Origin of the sequence: Frigidibacter albus (assembly GCF_009908165.1) — a bacterium.
GTDB lineage: Bacteria > Pseudomonadota > Alphaproteobacteria > Rhodobacterales > Rhodobacteraceae > Frigidibacter > Frigidibacter albus.
In genome coordinates this window covers 120298-139449 of record NZ_JAAAUC010000010.1, presented here as the reverse complement: position 1 = coordinate 139449, position 19152 = coordinate 120298, and the positions used below count along the sequence as shown (strand labels likewise).

The 19152-nt window shown below is 68.0% G+C and carries 16 protein-coding genes; 10 read left to right on the top strand and 6 right to left on the bottom strand.

Going from position 1 to position 19152, the window contains the following annotated elements; all coding sequences use genetic code 11:
- The first annotated feature begins 117 nt into the window (after nt 1-117).
- Together GVY41_RS15700 and GVY41_RS15695 are read left to right on the top strand one after the other, a co-directional pair.
- The gene (locus GVY41_RS15700; RefSeq protein ID WP_161347822.1) at nt 118-2289 is read left to right on the top strand and encodes a tetratricopeptide repeat-containing sulfotransferase family protein; all 2172 of its coding nucleotides are present in this window, start codon (nt 118-120) and stop codon (nt 2287-2289) included.
- Nucleotides 2276-2938 (top strand): YggS family pyridoxal phosphate-dependent enzyme, encoded by a 663-nt coding sequence (locus GVY41_RS15695; RefSeq protein ID WP_161347823.1) that lies wholly within the window; start codon nt 2276-2278, stop codon nt 2936-2938. The genes GVY41_RS15700 and GVY41_RS15695 overlap by 14 nt, the downstream gene beginning before the upstream one ends.
- Nucleotides 2939-3002: 64 nt before the next feature.
- Here the strand turns inward: GVY41_RS15695 and GVY41_RS15690 are convergent, their stop codons facing one another.
- Nucleotides 3003-4241 (bottom strand): MFS transporter, encoded by a 1239-nt coding sequence (locus GVY41_RS15690; protein WP_161347824.1) that lies wholly within the window; start codon nt 4239-4241, stop codon nt 3003-3005.
- Between the two features lie 140 nt (nt 4242-4381).
- On the opposite strand from GVY41_RS15690, the gene zapE reads away from it, so the two are divergent.
- Nucleotides 4382-5458 carry a cell division protein ZapE gene (gene zapE / locus GVY41_RS15685; RefSeq protein ID WP_161347825.1) on the top strand — a complete coding sequence of 359 codons (1077 nt, stop codon included), beginning with the start codon at nt 4382-4384 and terminating at the stop codon, nt 5456-5458.
- Here the strand turns inward: zapE and GVY41_RS15680 are convergent, their stop codons facing one another.
- Nucleotides 5459-6448 carry a GlxA family transcriptional regulator gene (locus GVY41_RS15680; RefSeq protein WP_229726083.1) on the bottom strand — a complete coding sequence of 330 codons (990 nt, stop codon included), beginning with the start codon at nt 6446-6448 and terminating at the stop codon, nt 5459-5461.
- 101 nt (nt 6449-6549) lie between these two features.
- Here GVY41_RS15680 and GVY41_RS15675 point away from each other — a divergent pair, with 101 nt between their 5' ends.
- Entirely contained in the window at nt 6550-7557 is a 1008-nt protein-coding gene (locus GVY41_RS15675; protein ID WP_161347827.1) for a GlxA family transcriptional regulator, read from the top strand.
- A 16-nt stretch (nt 7558-7573) separates the two neighbouring features.
- On the opposite strand, the gene GVY41_RS15670 is transcribed toward GVY41_RS15675, so the two are convergent.
- The 3 genes from GVY41_RS15670 to accD form a co-directional block, all read right to left on the bottom strand.
- A complete protein-coding gene (locus GVY41_RS15670; protein ID WP_161347828.1) occupies nt 7574-8602 on the bottom strand; it encodes an LLM class flavin-dependent oxidoreductase in 1029 nt (342 codons plus the stop codon).
- 104 nt (nt 8603-8706) lie between these two features.
- Nucleotides 8707-9984: a bifunctional folylpolyglutamate synthase/dihydrofolate synthase gene (locus GVY41_RS15665; RefSeq protein ID WP_161656916.1), complete on the bottom strand. Its 1278-nt coding sequence runs from the start codon at nt 9982-9984 to the stop codon at nt 8707-8709.
- Nucleotides 9981-10958 carry an acetyl-CoA carboxylase, carboxyltransferase subunit beta gene (gene accD, locus GVY41_RS15660; RefSeq protein WP_161347829.1) on the bottom strand — a complete coding sequence of 326 codons (978 nt, stop codon included), beginning with the start codon at nt 10956-10958 and terminating at the stop codon, nt 9981-9983. The genes GVY41_RS15665 and accD overlap by 4 nt, the downstream gene beginning before the upstream one ends.
- A 264-nt stretch (nt 10959-11222) precedes the next feature.
- Here accD and ilvD point away from each other — a divergent pair, with 264 nt between their 5' ends.
- The 6 genes from ilvD to GVY41_RS15630 all read left to right on the top strand — a co-directional run bounded on the left by ilvD (nt 11223) and on the right by GVY41_RS15630 (nt 18086).
- The gene (ilvD, locus tag GVY41_RS15655) at nt 11223-12956 is read left to right on the top strand and encodes a dihydroxy-acid dehydratase (RefSeq protein ID WP_161347830.1); all 1734 of its coding nucleotides are present in this window, start codon (nt 11223-11225) and stop codon (nt 12954-12956) included.
- On the top strand, nt 12937-13593 hold the full coding sequence (locus GVY41_RS15650; protein ID WP_161347831.1) for a hypothetical protein: 657 nt from the start codon (nt 12937-12939) through the stop codon (nt 13591-13593). The genes ilvD and GVY41_RS15650 overlap by 20 nt, the downstream gene beginning before the upstream one ends.
- Nucleotides 13594-13731: 138 nt before the next feature.
- Nucleotides 13732-14505 (top strand): DUF6478 family protein, encoded by a 774-nt coding sequence (locus GVY41_RS15645; RefSeq protein WP_161347832.1) that lies wholly within the window; start codon nt 13732-13734, stop codon nt 14503-14505.
- Nucleotides 14506-14514: 9 nt separating this feature from the next.
- On the top strand, nt 14515-14895 hold the full coding sequence (locus GVY41_RS15640) for a hypothetical protein (RefSeq protein ID WP_161347833.1): 381 nt from the start codon (nt 14515-14517) through the stop codon (nt 14893-14895).
- A gap of 78 nt (nt 14896-14973) precedes the next feature.
- On the top strand, nt 14974-16992 hold the full coding sequence (locus tag GVY41_RS15635; protein WP_161347834.1) for an NADPH-dependent 2,4-dienoyl-CoA reductase: 2019 nt from the start codon (nt 14974-14976) through the stop codon (nt 16990-16992).
- 188 nt (nt 16993-17180) lie between these two features.
- Nucleotides 17181-18086, top strand: coding sequence for a LysR family transcriptional regulator (locus GVY41_RS15630; RefSeq protein WP_161347835.1), 906 nt, complete (start codon nt 17181-17183; stop codon nt 18084-18086).
- Between the two features lie 85 nt (nt 18087-18171).
- Here GVY41_RS15630 and GVY41_RS15625 read toward each other — a convergent pair whose 3' ends face one another.
- On the bottom strand, nt 18172-19143 hold the full coding sequence (locus GVY41_RS15625) for an OmpA family protein (RefSeq protein ID WP_161347836.1): 972 nt from the start codon (nt 19141-19143) through the stop codon (nt 18172-18174).
- Nucleotides 19144-19152 lie beyond the last annotated feature (9 nt).

Here is a 19152-nt window from a genome sequence, read left to right as displayed (position 1 = left end):
CCTTGTGCCCGCTCTTTCTGTTTTGTGCCGGGCCCGGAGCCCGCCGCTCCCTCGACAGTCCTTGCCCCCGCCGCTATGGTCCCGGCCGGATCAGGGGCACATGGATTGCGGCAGAACATGACGAAACTCAGCGAAGCGCAACTGAAGCAGCATTACGATCAGGCGATGAAGCTGCAGGCGGCCAAGCAGCACAAGGAAGCGCTGAGCCACTACGAGAAGATGATCGCTGCCAACCCGCGCATCCCCGAGGTGCATTTTCAGGTCGCGCGGATCTTCACCGAAGTCGGCAAGCCCGAGCGCGCGCTGCCGCATCTTCAGGCCGCCGCGGCGCTTCGCCCCGCCGAGCCGGCCGTCTGGCGGCTTTGGGCTGCGGCCGTCGCCCTGACCGCCGAGCCTGAAGCAGAAGCCACATTCCTTGCTGCACTGAAGCTGTCCACGCTGCCGCCCGCGGTGAAGCTGCGCCTGCAGGACCGCTTTACCCCCGGCCACGCCTATGTTCCCTCCGTCCCCGACGAAGTGCGGGCCGAGGTGCGCAAGATCATGCCGCTGATGAAGGCCAAACGCTTTACCGAGGCCGAGTTGATGGCCGCATCGCTGCTGTCGCGCAATCCGCGCTGCGCCGCCGCTGTCAACCTGTTGGCCACCGCACAGGCAAAGCAGGGCAAGATCGATGCTGCGGTGGCCAACTACAACAAGGCCGCGGCCCTCGACCCGGAAGATGCCGAGCCGCTGAACAATCTCGGCCAGATCCTGATCGAGGCTGGCCGCCTGCCCGAGGCGCTGGAGGCCTTCCGCGGTGCCGTGGTCGCCGCGCCCTGCATGGTGCCCGCGCTTGTGCATCTGGCGCTGGCGATGCGGCGCAGCGAGCAGGTGGTGGCGGCGCTGCCCTTCGCGCTGCGCGCGGCCCGACTGGACCCAAGCGACCCGATGCCGCTGGTGATCTTGGGCAACCTCTACACCCTGCGCCGCGATTTTGAATCTGCGGAAGCGGTGCTGCGCAAAGCGCTAGCCATCGCCCCGGACCGCGCCGATACGCAGGCGCTGATGGCGCAGACCCTAGCGCGCCTTGGCGTCGATCAAGAGGCGATGACGCACTTCGACCGCGCGCTGCAGCTGCAACCGGACCTGCCGCTGGCCGTCGGAGGCAAGGCCTCGCTGCTCCAGACGCTTGGCCGCTTCGAAGAGGCCGAACCCTGGTTCCGCCGGTCCCTTGAACTCGATCCCGCGAATGGCGAGACCTATCGCGGCTTCCTTGTCTCCCACAAGGTGCAGCCCGGAGATCCGGTCGTCGATGAGATGATCGCCCGGTTCAACGACCCGAAGACGACGGATGCAAACCGCGTCGGCTTTGGCTTTGGCATCGCAAAGGCTCTGGAGGATCTGAAGCAATACGACCAGGTGTTCCCCTATCTTCGGGTGGCGAATGATCTTGCTCGCAAGGTAAATCCCTACGATGTCAAGGTGCGGCATGAGCGTGTCGCCGCGCTTCTGCGCAGCATGGACAGCCGCGACTGGCCGGGTGAGCCGGTGCCGGGCGCCAGCGGTTTCGGCCCGATCTTCGTGACCGGAATGCCGCGGTCCGGCACGACGCTGGTGGAACAGATCATCGCCAGCCATTCCAGCGTGACCGGCGCGGGCGAGATGAACATTGCCGCCAAGCTGGGCGCAAAGCTGCTGGCTGCGGACAGGGAGACACTCCCGCTTGGGGATCTTGCGCCCGGGGCCATCGTCCGGCTGGGCGAGGACTACCTCACCCAAGTGCGCCAGCGCCACCCGGATGCTGCGCGCGTCACCGACAAGTCAATCCAGAGCTACATGTATCTGGGCCTGCTGAAGCTGGCGATGCCGAAGGCCCGCTTCGTGGTGGTCCGCCGCGACCCGCGCGACAACCTGCTGTCGATCTACAAGAACAAGTTCACCGAGGGCACCCATCTCTACTCCAACAGCCTGCGCGACCTTGGCGAATATTATCGCACCTTCCATGAGGTCATCGAGTTCTGGCGCGCGCGGGTGCCGGACTGGTTCTACGAGGTGCAGTACGAGGAGCTGGTGGCGAACCCCGAGGCCGAGACCCGCAAGCTGATCGCGGCCTGCGGGCTGGACTGGGAAGACGCGTGCCTCAACTCGCACCAGAACACCCGCAAGGTCGACACCCTGTCGGTGTTCCAGGTGCGCCAGCCGATCAGCAAGGCCTCGCTCAACGCCTGGCAGCGCTATGAGTCGCATCTGGGCGAGATGTTCGAGGCACTGGGCGACCTGCTGCCGGAGGATACCCATGCCGCTCGCTGACATTCGCGCCCGCATCGCTGCGGCTGAGGTGGCCGCGGGGCGCGCGCCCGGCTCGGTGCAGCTGATCGCGGTGTCGAAGCTGCAACCGGCAGAGCGGGTGCGGGGCGTTCTGGGCGAGGGCCAGCGGCTGTTCGGCGAGAACTACGTGCAGGAGGCGGCGCATAAATGGCCCGCCTGGCGCGAGGCCTATCCTGGGACCGAGGTCCACATGATCGGCCCGCTGCAGACCAACAAGGCCAGGCAGGCGGTGGAGCTGTTCGAGTGCATCCACACCCTCGACCGCCCCAACCTGGCCGAGCGGCTGGCCCGGATGGCGCAGGCGCGGGGGGTGAGTCCGGCGATGTTCGTGCAGGTCAATACAGGAGCAGAGCCGCAGAAGGCCGGCATCATGCCAGAGATGGCCGACGATTTCATCGCCGCCTGCAAGATGATGGACCTGCCGCTGGCGGGCGTGATGTGCATCCCCCCCGATGACGAAGACCCCACCCCGCATTTCGCGCTGCTGCGCGGGATCGGCGCGCGCAACGGCCTGGCCGGGCTGTCGATGGGGATGAGCAGCGATTTCGAGATCGCGGTGGCGCAGGGCGCAACCCATATCCGGGTGGGCAGCGCGATCTTCGGGGACCGCGCGCCGCGGCCGGCGGCGTAGCGGGGGTTACACACCCCCGCACCCCCGTGGGATATTTTCGCCAGCAAGAAGGGGGAAGGGGCGCTCAGGCGGGCAGGGCTGCCAGGGGGCGCTCGCGGACGGGCAAGTGGACGATGGCCGAGAAGGCGCCGACGCCGACACCGATCCACCACACCGCGTTGTAGTTGCCATAGGCATCATAGAGCCGCCCGCCCAGCCACACGCCCATGAAGCTGCCGATCTGGTGGCTGAGGAACACGAAGCCATAGAGCGTGCCCATGTAGCGCAGCCCGTAGATATGCGCGACAAGGCCCGAGGTCAGCGGCACCGTGGCCAGCCACAGCGATCCCATCACCACCGAGAACACCAGCACCGAGGTCGGCGTGATCGGCATCATGATGAAGGCGGCCGAGGCGATCGTGCGCCCGACATAGATCCAGGCCAGCAGGTATTTCTTGGTATGCCGCCGCCCCAGCCAGCCCGCGGTGATGGTGCCGACGATATTGGCGAGGCCAATCACCGAGATAGCGATGGCCCCCAGCGCCGAGGTAGTGGAGACACCAAGCGAGGCGAGAGTGCCTGACGGGTCGATGGCCCCGCACATCTCTGTCACGAAGGCGGGGAAATGGGCGGTGATGAAGCCCAACTGGTAGCCGCAGGAAAAGAACCCCACGAAGATCAGGATGAAGGACGGGTCGCGGAAGGCGCGGTTCAGGACCGAGCCGAGGCTCTCCTCCAGCTCTGCTTTGGTCGCGGGGGCGGGGGAGCGCATGAAGGGCAGGGCGAAGATCACGCACAGGATCACGCCCGCGAAGATCACGAATACCGTTTGCCATGTGTAGACCGACAGCAGCGCCTCGGCCACCGGGGCGCCGAAGACCTGGCCCGCCGATCCGGCGGCGGTGGCGATGCCAAGCGCCAGCGAGCGGTTCTCGGCGCTGCTGGCGCGGCCGACCACGGCGAGGATCACGCCGAAGCCGGTGCCGGCGATGCCAAAGCCCACCAGGATCTCCAGCAGCTGATGTTGCAGCGGCGTCACCGCCAGCGAGGACAGCACCAGCCCGGCGGCGTAGAGGAGCGCCCCCGCGACGATGGCGCGGCGGTCGCCGAACTTCTCCGCCAGCGCGCCGAAGATCGGCTGGCCGATGCCCCAGGCGAGGTTCTGGATGGCGATGGCCAGCGAGAAATCGGCCCGCGGCCAGCCGAATTCGTTGGCGATGGGCAGCTGGAACACGCCAAAACTGGCGCGGACGGCGAAGCTGAGCATGATGACCACGCAGGCAGAAATCAGCACGGAGGTGAACAGCGGGGCGCGCGCCTGCATGGGGGACTCCTTGTCGCGGAGCCTCAAGGTGCCGGAAATGGCGCCCGCGTCAAATTCCGTTTTGTGACGGGCACAATTGCGCCCCGTGCTGCGCCCGCGGCGGCTTCCCTTGCCCCCGCCCGCAGGCTATTTCGGTCGGCATGACCCAGACGCTGACCCAGATCTATGACCGGCTGTGCAAGGACGGCACCCTGCGCCCCGACCCGGCGCAGCGCGCGGCCTTGCCGCTGTTGCAGGCGGTGCGCGACGCGCTGGAGGCGGAACCGCCCAAGCGTGGGCTGTTCGGCTTTCTGGCCAAGCCGCCTGCGCCGCCGAAGGGCCTCTACCTCTGGGGCGGGGTCGGGCGCGGCAAGTCGATGCTGATGGACCTGTTCATGGAACATGTGGCGATCAGCGCCAAGCGCCGGGTGCATTTCCACGCCTTCATGCAGGAGATCCAGAACCGCCTGCATGAGGTGCGCAAGACCGGCGTGCAGGACGCGATCCGCCCGGTCGCGGTGGCCGTGGCCGAGCAGGCCAGGTTGCTGTGCTTCGACGAGATGCAGATCACCGACATTGCCGATGCGATGATCGTCGGGCGGCTGTTCCAGTATCTGTTCGAGATGGGGGTGGTTGTCGTCACCACCTCGAACCGGGTGCCGGAGGATCTGTACAAGGACGGGCTGAACCGGCCGCTGTTCCTGCCCTTCATCGCGCTGATCGAAGACAACATGGCCGTACATGAGCTGGAGAGCGAGACCGACTATCGCCAGCACCGGCTGGCCGGCACCCCGGTCTATTTCTGCCCCGCCGATGCCCGGGCCTCGCGTGCCATCGAGGCGATCTGGCAGGAGTTGACCGGGGGCGGCGGCGAGGGGCCGCTGGTGCTGAAGGTCAAGGGCCGCGATGTGGTGCTGCCCGATGCGCGGTCGGGCGTCGCGCGGGCCAGCTTCTGGGACCTGTGCGCCAAGCCACTTGGCCCCGCCGACTATCTGGCGATTGCCGGCGCGGTGCGGGTGCTGATCGTCGAGGAGGTGCCGCTGCTGTCCTCGTCGAACTTCAACGAGGCCAAGCGCTTTGTCACGCTGATCGACGCGCTCTATGAGGCAAAGGTGCGGCTGATCTGCTCGGCCGCGGCCAGCCCCGAGAACCTTTATATCGAGGGCGAGGGCAGCTTTGAATTCGTGCGCTCTGCCAGCCGCCTGCGCGAGATGCAGGGCGAGGGCTGGGGCGCCTGATCAGCCGCGCCGGGCCTTGCGCCAGGCATCGGGGGTAAGCCCTTCCGCCTCGCGGAACACCCGGATCAGGTGCGAGGCATCGCAGAACCCGGTTTGCAGCGCGATCTGGGTAATCGGCACATCGCCCCGCTCCAGCAGGTGCCGCGCCTGCGACAGGCGCATCCGCCGGGCTGCCTCGGCGGGGGTCAGGTCCAGCGCGGCGGTGAAGTGGCGCTCCAGCTTGCGGCGGCTGACGCCCAGTTGCTCGGCCAGCCGCGCCACCGGCAAGGGCGTGTCCAGCGCCTGCTGGATCCGCAGCAGGGCGCGCTTCACCAGCGGGTCGGCGGTGGTCAATTCCAGCGGCAGGCCGGGCTGCGGGCGGTCGGCGGCCATCGCCTCGTCGAAGATCATGATCGCCAGGCTCTTGCGCGCTGCCGCCGCGCCGATATGCCTGTCCACCAGAAACGCCGCCAGATGCGCCGAACTGGCACCGCCCGAACAGGTGATGCGGTCGCGGTCCACCACGAAGATACGGTCCGACACCGGGGTCAGCCCCTCGAATTCATCGCGGAAATCGTCGTGGTGGAACCAGTTCACGCAGCAGCGATAGCCCTGCATCAGCCCCGCGCGGTGCAGGATGAAGGCGCCGGTGCAGATGCCGATCAGCGGTACTTTCGCAGCCGCCGCCTGATGCAGGAAGCGGGTCAGGTCGGGATGCAGGCTCTGGTTCTCATCGATCAGCCCGCCGATCACCGCGATGTAATCGAAGCGGCGCGGGTCGCCGAGGCGCTCTTCGGGCTGCACGCTCAGCCCGCAACTGGAGTCTATGGGCTCACCCGCCTGCGACAGCAGCCGCCAGCGGCACAGAATCGGACGCGAGCGGTCGCCCTCATCCGCCGCAAGGCGCAGAACATCGACGAAATTGGCCAGCGCACACAGGGTGAAGCGGCGCGCGAGGAGGATGCCGACGCGCAGGCGGGGCTCGGGGGCTGGTTCGGCGGGATGTTTCACAGGTGTGACGCAATCATGATGGTCTGGTGACGCATCCATACAGTGCGGCGCGGCGGATTTCGACAATCATTCTTGCTTCATCTCTTGCCCGGAGTGCCGCCATGACCAGCCACAGCCCGATCCGCGCCGCCAGCAAGATCACGCCGCAACCGACCGGCGAGGCGCGCTTCGCCTTCCTGCTGCTGGACGGCTTCACCCATCTGGCCTTCGCCTCGGCGCTGGAGCCGCTGCGGGTGGCGAATGAGGCGCTTGGCCGCCCCGCCTATGGCTGGCGGCTGCTGAGCGAGACGGGCGGGCCGGTCACCTGCTCCAACGGCATGACCATTCTGGCCGACGGCCCGATGCAGCCGATGGGCCGCGGGGAAACGCTGATCGTGGTCGGCGGGCGCGGGGCGCGGCGGCAGGCCAGCGACCGGCTGCTGGGGCAGCTGCGGCGTGAGGCGGTGCGCGGCACCCGCATCGGCGCGCTGTGCATGGGGAGTTACATCCTCGCCCGCGCCGGCCTGCTGGAGGGCGAGGACTGTGCAGTGCATTGGGAGCTTGCCGATGCCTTTGCCGAGGAGTTTCCGCGCATCACCGTTACCCGCTCCGCCTTTACTCTTGGCCGCAGGCCCACGGCGCCGGGCGGCGCGGTTGCGGCCGACATGATGCTGCACCTGATCGCCGCCGATCATGGCGCAGAGCTGCCGGCGCGGCTGGCGGACCTCATGGTCTGCAACGGCGTGCGCAGCCCGCAATCGGATCAGACCGTGTCGCTGCAATCGCGCTACGGGATGCGCAACCCGCGGCTGGTCAAGGTGCTGCGCTTCATGGAGCAGACGCTGGAGCAGCCGCTGACCGCCGCCGAGATTGCCGAGGCCGCCGGCATGTCGATCCGCCAGACCGAACGGCTGTTCACCCGCTATGTGAAGATGACGCCGATGGCCTTCTACGCCCGGCTGCGGCTGGACAAGGCGCATAGCCTGCTGATGCAGACGGAACTGTCGATCACCGAGGTGGCGGTGGCCTGCGGGTTCCAGTCTTCCTCGCATTTCGCCAAGCGCTATCGCGCCGCCTTTGGCGTGAACCCGCGCCACATGCGGGTGGTGGGTGCCCCCGCCGCCGCATGACGGCAGGGGAAATCGGTCAGGCCAGCATGTCGCGGACCATCGGGATGACCTTGGTCCCGTAAAGCTCGATCCCGTCCAGCAGCACGCCCGGCTGCTGCGGGCCGGCCGAATATTTCAGGTCGAACCGCTGCACCCCCAGCTTGCGCACCGTGGCCGCGATCTTCTTCGCCACCGTCTCGGGGCTGCCGACATAGAGCGAGCCATGCTCGATCTCGCGCTCGAAATCCCGGATCTGCAGCGGCGCCCAGCCACGCGAGCCGCCGATCAGGTCATGCATCGCCTTGTAGCCCGGCCAGAACCGTTCGCGGGCTTCCGTATCGGTCGGGCCGACATGGCCGGGGGAGTGCACGCCGATGGGCAACGAGGGCGTGCCCACCTGCTCCCACGCCTGATGGTAGAGATCGACATAGGGTTTGAACCGCCCCGGATCGCCGCCGATGATCGCCAGCATCATCGGCAGACCGTGACTGACCGCGCGCAGCACCGATTCCGGGCTGCCACCGACGCCGATCCACGCCTTCAGCGGCCGTTCGGGGCGCGGATAGACAACCTGCCCCTTCAGCTCTGCCCGGGTGCGGCCGTGCCAGATGACCTTCTCATCGCGCAAGAGGCGGGTCAGCAGGTCCAGCTTCTCCTCGAACAGCACCTCGTAGTCGCGCATGGCAAAGCCGAACAGCGGGAAGCTCTCGGTGAACGAGCCGCGACCCAGGATCAGCTCTGCCCGCCCGTCCGACAGCGCATCGAGCGTGGCAAAACGCTGGAACAGCCGCACCGGATCATCCGAGGACAGCACGGTCACGGCGGTGCCGATGCGCAGCCGCGTGGTCTTGGCGGCAATCGCCGCCATCACGATTTCCGGGGCCGACACGGCAAAATCGGCACGGTGATGCTCGCCGATGCCGATGAAGTCGGCGCCGGTCTGGTCGGCCACGACCGCTTCGGCAACGACATTGCGCAGGGTTTCGGCGTGGCTTTGCGGGGTGCCATCGGCATTGGCGGTGACATCGCCAAAGGTGTCGAGGCCAAATTCGATCGGATTGGTCATTGGAATGCCTCCTGTTCAGCGTTGCCGCCAAGGTAAGGCGCCGGGGCCGCCCCCACAACGCCGCGGGCTGTGCGCGGGCGCGCTGGCCCGGTGCGGGGCTGCTGTCAGCCGTTCTCGCGCAGGATGCTGCCGGCAAGGTAAAGCGAGCCGCAGATCAGGATCCGCGCGCCCGCATCCGCCGCCACGATGCGCTGCACGGCCTCCAGCACCGAGGGCGCGGTGGTCGCCGTCAGCCCGGCGGCATGGGCGGCGGCCTCGGTTTCCTCGGCGCTCAGCGTGTTCGCTTCGCCCGGGATCGACACGGCGGTCAGGCTGGCGGCATGGGCAGCCAGCGGGCGCAGATAGCCGCCAATGTCCTTGGTGTTGAGCATCCCCACCACCAGATGCGTCGCCCGCCGCGGCATCGCCGCCAGCGTTTCCGCCAGCGCCTCGCCCGCCGCGGGGTTGTGGCCACCGTCGAGCCACAGCTCTGCCTCCGGCGCCGCCATCGGCAGCGGACCCCGGCGCAGGCGCTGCATCCGGGCTGGCCAGTCGGCGCGGCTCACCGCCGCCTCGCAGGCCGCCTCATCCGCCCCCAGATGGCGCAATGCGGCCAGCGCCGCCCCGGCATTGTGGATCTGGTGCGGGCCCGGCAGGTTCGGTAGCGGCAGGTCCAGCAACCCCGTCTCATCCTGATAGACCAGCCGCCCGCCTTCCGCCTGCACATGCCAATGCTGCCCGTGCACCAGCAGCGGCGCGCCCAGCCGGGCCGCCCGCCGCTCGATCACCTCCAGCGCCGCCTCCTGCTGCGGGCCGACCACGCAGGGCACGCCGCGTTTCAGGATCCCGGCCTTCTCGCCCGCGATCTCGGCCAGCGTCTCGCCCAGATATTGCTGATGGTCGATCGACACCGGGGTGATGATGGTCAGCCGTGGCGCCTCCACAACGTTCGTCGCATCCAGCCGCCCGCCAAGCCCCACCTCCAGCAGCGTCCAGTCCGCCGGGGTGCGCGCGAACCCCAGCAAGGCGGCGCAGGTGGTGATCTCGAAGAAGGTGATGTTCTGGCGGTCATTGGCGCGCCAGCACTCGTCCAGCAGCGCGGTCAGGTCGGCCTCGGGAATGATCCGGCCGGCAAGGCGGATGCGCTCGTGGAACCAGGCCAGATGCGGCGAGGTATAGGCGTGGACCTTATCCCCCCGCGATTCGAGGCCCGCCCTGATCATCGCCTGCGTCGAGCCCTTGCCATTGGTCCCGGCAACATGGATCACCGGCGGCAGGCGCTGTTCGGGATGGCCGAGCGCCGCCAGCAGGCGCCAGACCCGGTCCAGCGTCAAGTCGATGATCTTGGGATGCAGCGCCATCATCCGCGCGAGGATGGCGTCGGATCCGGCGGGCCGCGTCACGGCTTGGCGGCGGGCTTGGGTTCGACAGCCTTGGCAGGCTCGGGCACCACGGCCGGGGCCGCCTCGGGCGCCGGCATCGCCGCAACCTCGGGCTTCGGCGCGGGCAGGTCGCCCTTCACCGCAGGCGGCTGCCCGGTCAGCATCCGCAGCACCGTCACCAGTTCCTCGCGCAGCTTCTTGCGGTGGGTCACCCGGTCCAGCATCCCGTGGTCCAGCAGGTATTCGGCGCGCTGGAAGCCCTCGGGCAGCTTCTCGCGGATCGTCTGTTCGATCACCCGCGGACCGGCAAAGCAGATCAGCGCGTTCGGCTCGGCAATATGCACATCGCCCAGCATCGCATAGCTGGCCGTCACGCCGCCGGTGGTCGGATGGGTCAGCACCACGATGTAGGGCAGGCCCGCTTCCTTCAGCATCTGCACGGCAACGGTCGTGCGCGGCATCTGCATCAGGCTCAGGATCCCTTCCTGCATCCGCGCGCCGCCTGCGGCCGAGAACAGCACCAGCGGCCGTTTCAGCGCCACGGCGCGCTGCGCCGCGGCGATGATGGCGTTGCCGACATACATGCCCATCGACCCGGCCATGAAGCTGAAATCCTGCGCGGCGACAACCACCGGGGTGCGGGCAATCTCGCCCTCGGCCACCAGCATCGCCTCTTTCTCGCCCGTGGCCTTCTGCGCGCCGCGCATCCGGTCGGGGTACTTCTTCTGGTCGCGGAATTGCAGCGGGTCGATCACCGGTTCGGGCACCTTCACCTCGGTGAAGATCCCGCCATCGAACAGCGCGTGAAAGCGGGCGCGCGGCGTGATGCCCATGTGATGGTCGCAGCTGGTGCAGACGTTCAGGTTGTCGGCCAGCTCTCGGTGGAACAGCATGGTCCCGCATTCGGGGCATTTGGTCCACAGGTTCTCGGGCACCTCGCGGCGCGAGAACAGCGAGTTGATCTTGGGTCGGACGTAGTTCGAGATCCAGTTCATCGCGCGCTCCCGCTCGGCCGTGTGTCTGCCGGCCACCTGTCTGCCTTGCTGCGCCCCGAAATAAGCGGCAAGGGCAGGAAATGCAATCGCAGGCATGGGCGGCAGCCGGCCAAATGGCGCCGCTGCCCGCGACTTGTCCGCACCAAAGCAGGGCCGCGCGACATTTCCGCAAAGCTTGGGCGCCCGCAGCGGCAGAATCCTGCCTTGCCCCGGCCCGTCCGGGACACTATTCCCTTGCCCAGCCAATTCCGGGAGGACAGCCCCATGAAGAACACCCGTTTCGACAAGTCCCGGCTTCCCAGCCGCCACGTCACCGAAGGGCCGGAGCGCGCGCCGCACCGCAGCTACTTCTATGCGATGGGCATCACGGAAGAAGAGATTCACCAGCCCTGGGTCGGCGTCGCCACCTGCTGGAACGAAGCGGCGCCGTGCAACATCGCGCTGAACCGTCAGGCACAGTCGGTGAAGATGGGCGTAAAGAAGGGCGGCGGCACCCCGCGCGAGTTCACCACCATCACCGTCACCGACGGCATCGCCATGGGGCATGAGGGGATGCGCTCGTCCCTCGCCAGCCGCGATGCGATTGCGGACACGGTCGAGCTGACCATGCGCGGCCATTGCTATGACGCCATCGTCGGGCTGGCGGGCTGCGACAAGTCGCTGCCCGGGATGATGATGGCGATGGTGCGGCTGAACACGCCCTCCGTCTTCATCTATGGCGGGTCGATCCTGCCGGGCCGGCTGAACGGCAAGGATGTCGTGGTGCAGGACGTGTTCGAGGCGGTCGGCCAGCACGCCGCCGGCAACATGACCGATGCGGAACTCGCGATCCTGGAACGGGTGGCCTGCCCCTCGGCCGGGGCCTGCGGTGGGCAATACACTGCCAACACCATGGCCTGCGTGTCCGAGGCCATCGGCCTTGCGCTGCTGAATTCCTCGGGCGCGCCCGCACCTTACGAATCCCGCGACCAGTATGGCGATGCCTCGGGTCAGGCGATCATGCACCTGATCGAGAAGAACATCCGCGCCCGCGATATCGTCACGCTCAAGTCGCTGCAGAATGCCGCGCGCGTGGTGGCCTGCACCGGCGGGTCCACCAATGCCGGCCTGCACCTGCCCGCCATCGCGCATGAGGCGGGGATCGACTTCGACCTGTTCGATGTCTGCGACATCTTCCGCGACACGCCCTATTTCGTCTCGCTCCGCCCCGGCGGCGAGTATGTCGCGAAAGACCTCTACGAGGCTGGCGGCGTGCCGGTGGTGATGAAGGAACTGCGCAAGGCGGGCCTGCTGCATGAAGACTGCATGACCGCCTCGGGCCGCGCCCTTGGCGAAGAGCTGGACCTGATCGAGCGCGAGGCGGATGGCAAGGTCATCTACCCGATCTCTGCCCCGATCACCGCAACCGGCGGCGTCGTCGGCCTGCGCGGCAACCTCGCGCCCGACGGCGCCATCGTGAAGGTCGCCGGCATGGCGCCCGAACAGCAGGTCTTCACCGGCCCGGCGCGGGTGTTCGAATGCGAGGAAGAGGCGTTCGAGGCTGTGCAGAACCGCGGCTATGCCGAAGGCGACGTGATCGTCATCCGCAACGAAGGCCCGGCAGGCGGGCCGGGGATGCGCGAGATGCTGTCGACCACTGCCGCGCTGTCGGGGCAGGGCATGGGCAAGAAGGTGGCGCTGATCACCGATGGCCGCTTCTCGGGCGCGACGCGCGGCTTCTGCGTCGGCCATGTCGGGCCAGAGGCCGCGCATGGCGGGCCGATTGCGCTGCTGAAGACCGGTGACATGATCACCATCGATGCGATCCGCGGCGAGATTTCCGTGGCGGTCAGCGATGAGGAACTCGCGGCGCGCAAGGCCGTCTGGCCCGGCCCGCGCAAGACCGACTATGCCAGCGGCGCGCTGTGGAAATACGCGCAGCTGGTCGGCGTCGCCCGCTATGGCGCCGTGACCCATCCCGGCACCAAAGCCGAAACGCATGTCTATATGGACCAATGAGCGCGGCAGGGCCGTGCTGAAAGGCGCGGCCCTGTGGCTTGCGGCCCTGCTGGCGATCGTGGCGCCTGCCGCCGCGCAAAGCGGCGCGCCCCTGCGGGTGACGGTCGATGGCCGCGCCGTCGTCGTCACCGGCCCGCCCGGCTATTGCGTGGACCGCAGCGCCTCGCGCGAGGGGCCCGAGGGTGCCTTCGTGCTTCTGGGCAGCTGCGTGGCGCTTGGCGGGGGCCGCGCTGCCCCAAGGGATGCACCCGCCGTGCTGATCGCCACCATAGCGCCCGGCGCCTCGGGCGAGGGGCTTGGTCCCGAAGGGTTTGCCGGGCTTGCGACCTTCTTCACCTCGGAACCCGGCCGCGCCGCGCTCAGCCGTGCCGGGGACGCGGGCAGCGTTCAGGTGATCGAGGCGCTGTCGGTCGGCGATGTGCTCTACCTTCGCATCGCCGATCAGGCCGCTGCCGAGGGTCAGGCGCTGGACCCCGAGTACTGGCGCGCCATCCTGTCCCTGCGCGGGCGCATGGTCACGCTCTCGGTCCTGTCCGAGGCGGGCAGCCCGCTTCCGGCCGGCCGCGCGCGCGCGGTGCTGGACACATTCGTGGCACGGATGCAGGCCGCCAACCCGTCCCGCCCGTCAGATCCGTAACTTGTGCCGCATTGCAGCGCGTTGGGGCTTTTCCTTTGTGGATGAACGTGAAACCATCCGCGTTAATCGTTTCCATGTTAAGCGTTGCGCACGTCAGAGTGCGATTCCCTGCCGCCAAGCCGCTGGCTGGATTGAAAAATGAGTGACCAGATCGAATCCCTCTTCGACCGTCTCATGCATCGGCGCGTGCTGCGCCGCTGGGGCAGGGCCGCATCCGAGGCGGAAGAGATCGACCTCGACAGCCTGCGCGCCCTGCGCGGCCGCGCCCGCCAGATCCGGCGCGAGCTGGACCGGCTTCTGCACGTGGCGGAAGGCCGGCTGACCCTGCCGCTGATCGGGTCGAACGCCATCCGCACCCCGCTTGGCACCGACTGGTCCTGGCGGCCCGACCTGTGGTCCGGCCCGGTCAATCCCGCGGGCCATGCGGCGGTCGAAACCCGCACCCAGCTGGGCGGCGGGCTGACCGTCTTCCATGACTGCCGCGAAAGCGAACTGACCCTGCGCCAGATCCGCAACACGCGCGAGGCGGACCTGGCCCCCTTCGGGCTGCGCATGGATGTGTTCCATTTCGACGGCTCGTTCCTCAGCCTGGTGATCGACCTGCCGGAAGAGGCGGCGCAGGGGCTGAAGCTGCGGCATCTGGTGCGGCTCGAAGCGGTGATCGAGACCGAAAAGCCGGTGGAAATCTTCGCGCGGCTCAACGTCAAGCACGGCCCGAATACCGAACAGGTGGTGCGCGAGTTGGACCTGCGCGAGCCGCAGGTGCTGGCGGAATTCGACCTCGCCTATACCAAGCTGAACGAAAAACGGGTGGAGCGCGCCTGGGTGGACCTGATCTTCGAAGGCCCGCAGCAGAACCAGATCGTGCTACGCGACATCACCTTCAGCCGCCGGCCGCGGGCCGAGCTTTAAGAGGGCGCAATGGGCGAGATGATCCTGACCAAGACGCGCATCCACGGCGGCAAGTGGGAGGGCGTGCTCAAGGCCCCCGCGGCGGATGAGCAACCGCGGCTGGCGGTCTGGCATCTGGACGCCGCGCTGACGGGGGTCGAACTGTCCTCGATCCCCGACCGGCCTGGCCGCTGGCGTGTCAGCGTACCGATTCCGGCGGACCTGCTGTCGGACGGGGTGCAGAGCTTCGTGATCCGCGACGAGGGCAGCGGCGACACGCTGGGGCATTTCACCATCGTCACCGGCGTGCCGCTGGAAGATGACATCCGCGCCGAGGTCGACCTGCTGCGGGCAGAGCTGGACCTGCTGAAGAAGGCCTTCCGCCGCCATGTGGTGCAGACCGCGGGCTAAAGCCCGTGACGCCGCGTTTGGCGTGACTTGCCCGTGCCGTCCCGCCATGCTGCCCCGGCACGCTTGGGAGGGCCAGCCATGACCGATTATCCGCACCTGTTCACACCGCTGGACCTTGGCCATGTGGTGCTGCCGAACCGGGTGCTGATGGGCTCCATGCATACCGGGCTGGAAGAAACCGGCGACTGGAACCGGGTCGCCGAGTTCTACGCCGAACGCGCCCGCGGCGGCGTGGCGCTGATGGTCACCGGCGGCATGGCCCCGAACCGCGAGGGCGGGGTGTTCCCGGGCGCGGCGGGCCTATACACCCCTGAAGACATCGCCAATCACCGCATCGTCACGGACCGGGTGCATGACGCGGGCGGGCGCATCGCCATGCAGATCCTTCATGCCGGGCGCTATGCCTATGGCAAGGAGTGTGTGTCGGCCAGCGCGATCAAGTCGCCGATCTCGCCCTTCCCGCCCGCCGCGCTGGACGAGGCGGGAATCGAGAAGCAGATCGCCGACATCGTCACCGCCGCCGTGCGCGCCCGCGAGGCGGGCTATGACGGCGTGGAGGTGATGGGCAGCGAGGGGTACCTCCTGAACCAGTTCCTGGTGCGCCACACCAACCGGCGCGAGGATGACTGGGGCGGCAGCTACGCCAACCGGATGCGGCTGCCGGTGGAGGCGGTGCGGCGGGTGCGCGAGGCGGTAGGCCCCGATTTCATCCTGATCTACCGCATCTCGCTGATCGACCTGATCCCCGATGGATCGACCTGGGATGAGGTGGTGACGCTGGCCCGCGCCATCGAGGCGGCGGGCGCCACCATCCTCAACACCGGCATCGGCTGGCACGAGGCGCGGGTGCCGACCATCGCCACCTCGGTTCCCCGCGCGGCCTTTGCGCACCTGACCGGGCGGCTGCGGCCCGAGGTCGGGATCCCGGTCATCACCTCCAACCGCATCAACCGCCCCGAAGTGGCCGAGGCGCTGCTGGCTTCGGGCACGGCCGACATGGTCAGCATGGCGCGGCCCTTCCTGGCCGATGCGGATTTCGTGGTGAAGGCCGCCACCGGCCGCGCGGCCGAGATTGCGCCCTGCATCGCTTGCAACCAGGCCTGCCTCGACCATACCTTCAGCGGCAAGATCTCCAGCTGCCTTGTGAACCCCCGCGCGGGGCACGAGACGCAGCTGCGCTACGATCCGGCCCCGGCACCCAAGCGCATCGCGGTGGTGGGCGCGGGCCCGGCGGGGATGACGGCGGCGATCATCGCGGCACAGCGCGGGCACAAGGTGGCGCTGTATGAGGGCGCAGACCGCATCGGCGGCCAGCTGAACATGGCGCGCGTGGTGCCGGGCAAGGAAGAGTTTCACGGGCTGGTCGACTGGTTCGCGGTGATGCTGGACCGTTCCGGCGTCGATCTGCGGCTGGGGCAGCGGGCCGATGTGGCGGCGCTGGCGGGGTATGACGAGGTGATCGTGGCAACAGGCGTGCGCCCGCGCGATCCGGGTATCCCGGTCGAGGGCGCGGCGCAGGTGGTGTCCTATGTCGATCTGCTGACCGGGCGCACGACTGCCGGCGCCCGGGTCGCTGTGGTCGGCGCCGGGGGCATCGGCTTCGACGTGTCGGAATACCTGGTGGAGGGCGAAAGCCTGACCCTGCATCCCGATCAGTGGCGGCAGGAATGGGGCGTGGGTGACCCGGCCAGCAGCGCGGGCGGCCTTGCGCCGCCGCAGCCCTCCGCCCCCGCGCGGCAGGTGACGCTGCTGCAACGCAAACCGGAAAAGCCCGGCCGCCGTCTGGGCAAGACCACCGGCTGGATCCACCGCGCCGCACTGGCCGCCAAGGGCGTGACCATGCTCGGCGGCGTGAACTATGAGCGCATCACACCCGAGGGGCTGTGGATCAGCTTCGGCCCGGCCCGCGAGCGGCCGGAGTTGATCGCGGCGGACACCGTCGTGCTGTGCGCAGGACAAGACAGCGAGCGTGGGCTGCTGGACGACCTGGCCGCCGCCGGGATCACCGCCCATGTCATCGGCGGCGCCGACGTCGCGGCAGAGCTCGATGCCAAGCGCGCGATCGATCAGGCGGCGCGGCTGGCGGCGTTGATGTAATTTGTTAGCTTTGTCCCGCAAGCTGTTGTAACATAACACAAACGGCACTTTGCGTCGCTACCCCGCATCGTTTCCACCCCATTAACGATCTGTCACAATACCCGACATTTGCCGGACCCTCTCCGCATTCCTGCCCGATTTGGCACCGATAGATGCTGACACAAGCGAGTGTCTTGCAGAGGTGCACAATGGACCGATTGACCGAAATGGAGGCCTTCGCCACGGTGGTGGACCAAGGGGGGTTTACCGACGCGGCCAAGAAGATGGGGATCTCCAAATCCGCCGTGTCCAAGCATGTGTCTGCCTTGGAGGCGCGCCTTGGCGCCCGGCTGCTGAACCGCACCACCCGCCGCGTCAGCCCGACAGAGATCGGGCTGGCCTATTACGACCGTGCAAGGCGCGTGCTGAACGATGCCGGAGAGGCGGATGCGCTGGTCACCTCGATGCAATCGGCGCCCTCGGGCCTGCTGCGGATCTCGGTGGCGACCGATTTCGGGGTCAACCTGCTCTCGCCGGTTCTGGGCGATTTCCTGCAGGAATATCCGGATATTACCGTCAACATGGTGCTGAACAACCGCTATGTGGAGCTGATTTCCGAAGGCTTCGACATGGCGATCCGCATCGGCGAGCTGGAGGACAGCACGCTGCGCGCCCGCAAGCTGACCGATACCGCCAAGCGGATGATCGGCGCGCCGGAGTATTTCCAGAAATATGGTCACCCGCAGAAGATCGACGATCTGAACGACCACAAGCTGCTGCATTACTCCAACCAGTCCAGCGCGAACGTCTGGCGCATCTCGGCCCCCTCGGGCGAGAAGCGGCAGGTGCGCACGGCCGGCTGGCTGACGGTGAATGACGGGCAATCGCTGCTGAACGCCGCGGTGTCGGGGCTGGGGATCGCCTATCTGCCGTCGTTCCTCTATGCCGAGGCGATGCGCAAGGGGCTGGTCGAGGATGCGATCCCTGAACTGCCGCAAGAAACGCTGGGGATCTACGCGGTCTATCCGCCGGGGCGCTTCACACAGCCCAAGGTGCGCGCTTTCATCGATTTCCTGACCCGGACCTTTGCCGACAAGGGCCCCGAGAACTGGTAACATTCACCTGATACTCAACAAGGGCGGCGCGCCACGCGTGCCGCGCAACAAATTGGGCGCCGTGCGCCCGTGCGCCAGAAGGGCGTTACTGGGTCGGGGTCAACATGGCCTCGACCCTTCTGTTTCTGGCGCGGCCCTCATCCGTCAGGTTCGACGCACGGGGCGCAAGATAGCCCGCCCCTTCTGCCGCCAGCTGCGCGGGGGGCACCCCATGCAGGCGCACCAGCCGGTCCATGACCGAGGCCGCCCGGCTGCGCGACAGGGTGATGTTCGCGTCGATGCTGCCCACGGCGTCGGTATGGCCGACGAGGGTGATGCGTTGGTCGGGGTTCGCCGCCAGATAGTCGGCAAGCTCGGCGAGCGAGGCGTAGCTGCCTTCGCCGAGGTTCGAGGAGGCGGTGGCAAAGTCCAGATCATCCAGCGCCACCACACCCGCGGCTTGCAACGCGCTGGCGATCCCGGTGCGGGGGGCCGCATCGGTGAAGGGGCTCGCGGGGGCCGGGGCCTTGGCAGAGCCGGTCACCGCCAGCGGTGCGCCATCCGCGGGGCGGATATGGGTGATCTGCACGAAGCCGTGCTCGCTGGACCGGCTGACCCACAGCTCAAGATACTCGGCCGTTGCGCCCTCGCCTTTCTGCGCCGAGAGGAAGCGGTAATCGCCCAGATCGACATGCATGTCAGGCTCGGGCAGCAGCGCGGCGGCGTAGCGGAAGTCGAAGCCGCCGCAGATGTCATCCTCGCAGTCATACAGCAGGGTGAAGCCCGCCTCCTCCAGCTGCTCGCGCAGCGGGGCCAGCAGTTGCAGCGTGGTGGCGCCCGGCGCGTGCAGGCGCCAGGCGCTCTGGCTGATTGCGCCCTCGACGGGCAGCATTTGCACTTCGCTGTCCATATAGGGACCAAGCGGCAGCGAATGGCTGCCAAGCGCCTCGATCCGCTCGCCGCTGCGTTCTGCCGCCGCGGGCAGGGCCAGCGGCGCGCCCTGCGCGGCAAGCGCCTGAGCACCGGCCGCCGACGGAACTGCCAACGCCAGCGAGAGCAGGGCTGCGGCGCGCATCATCGGGCGGCG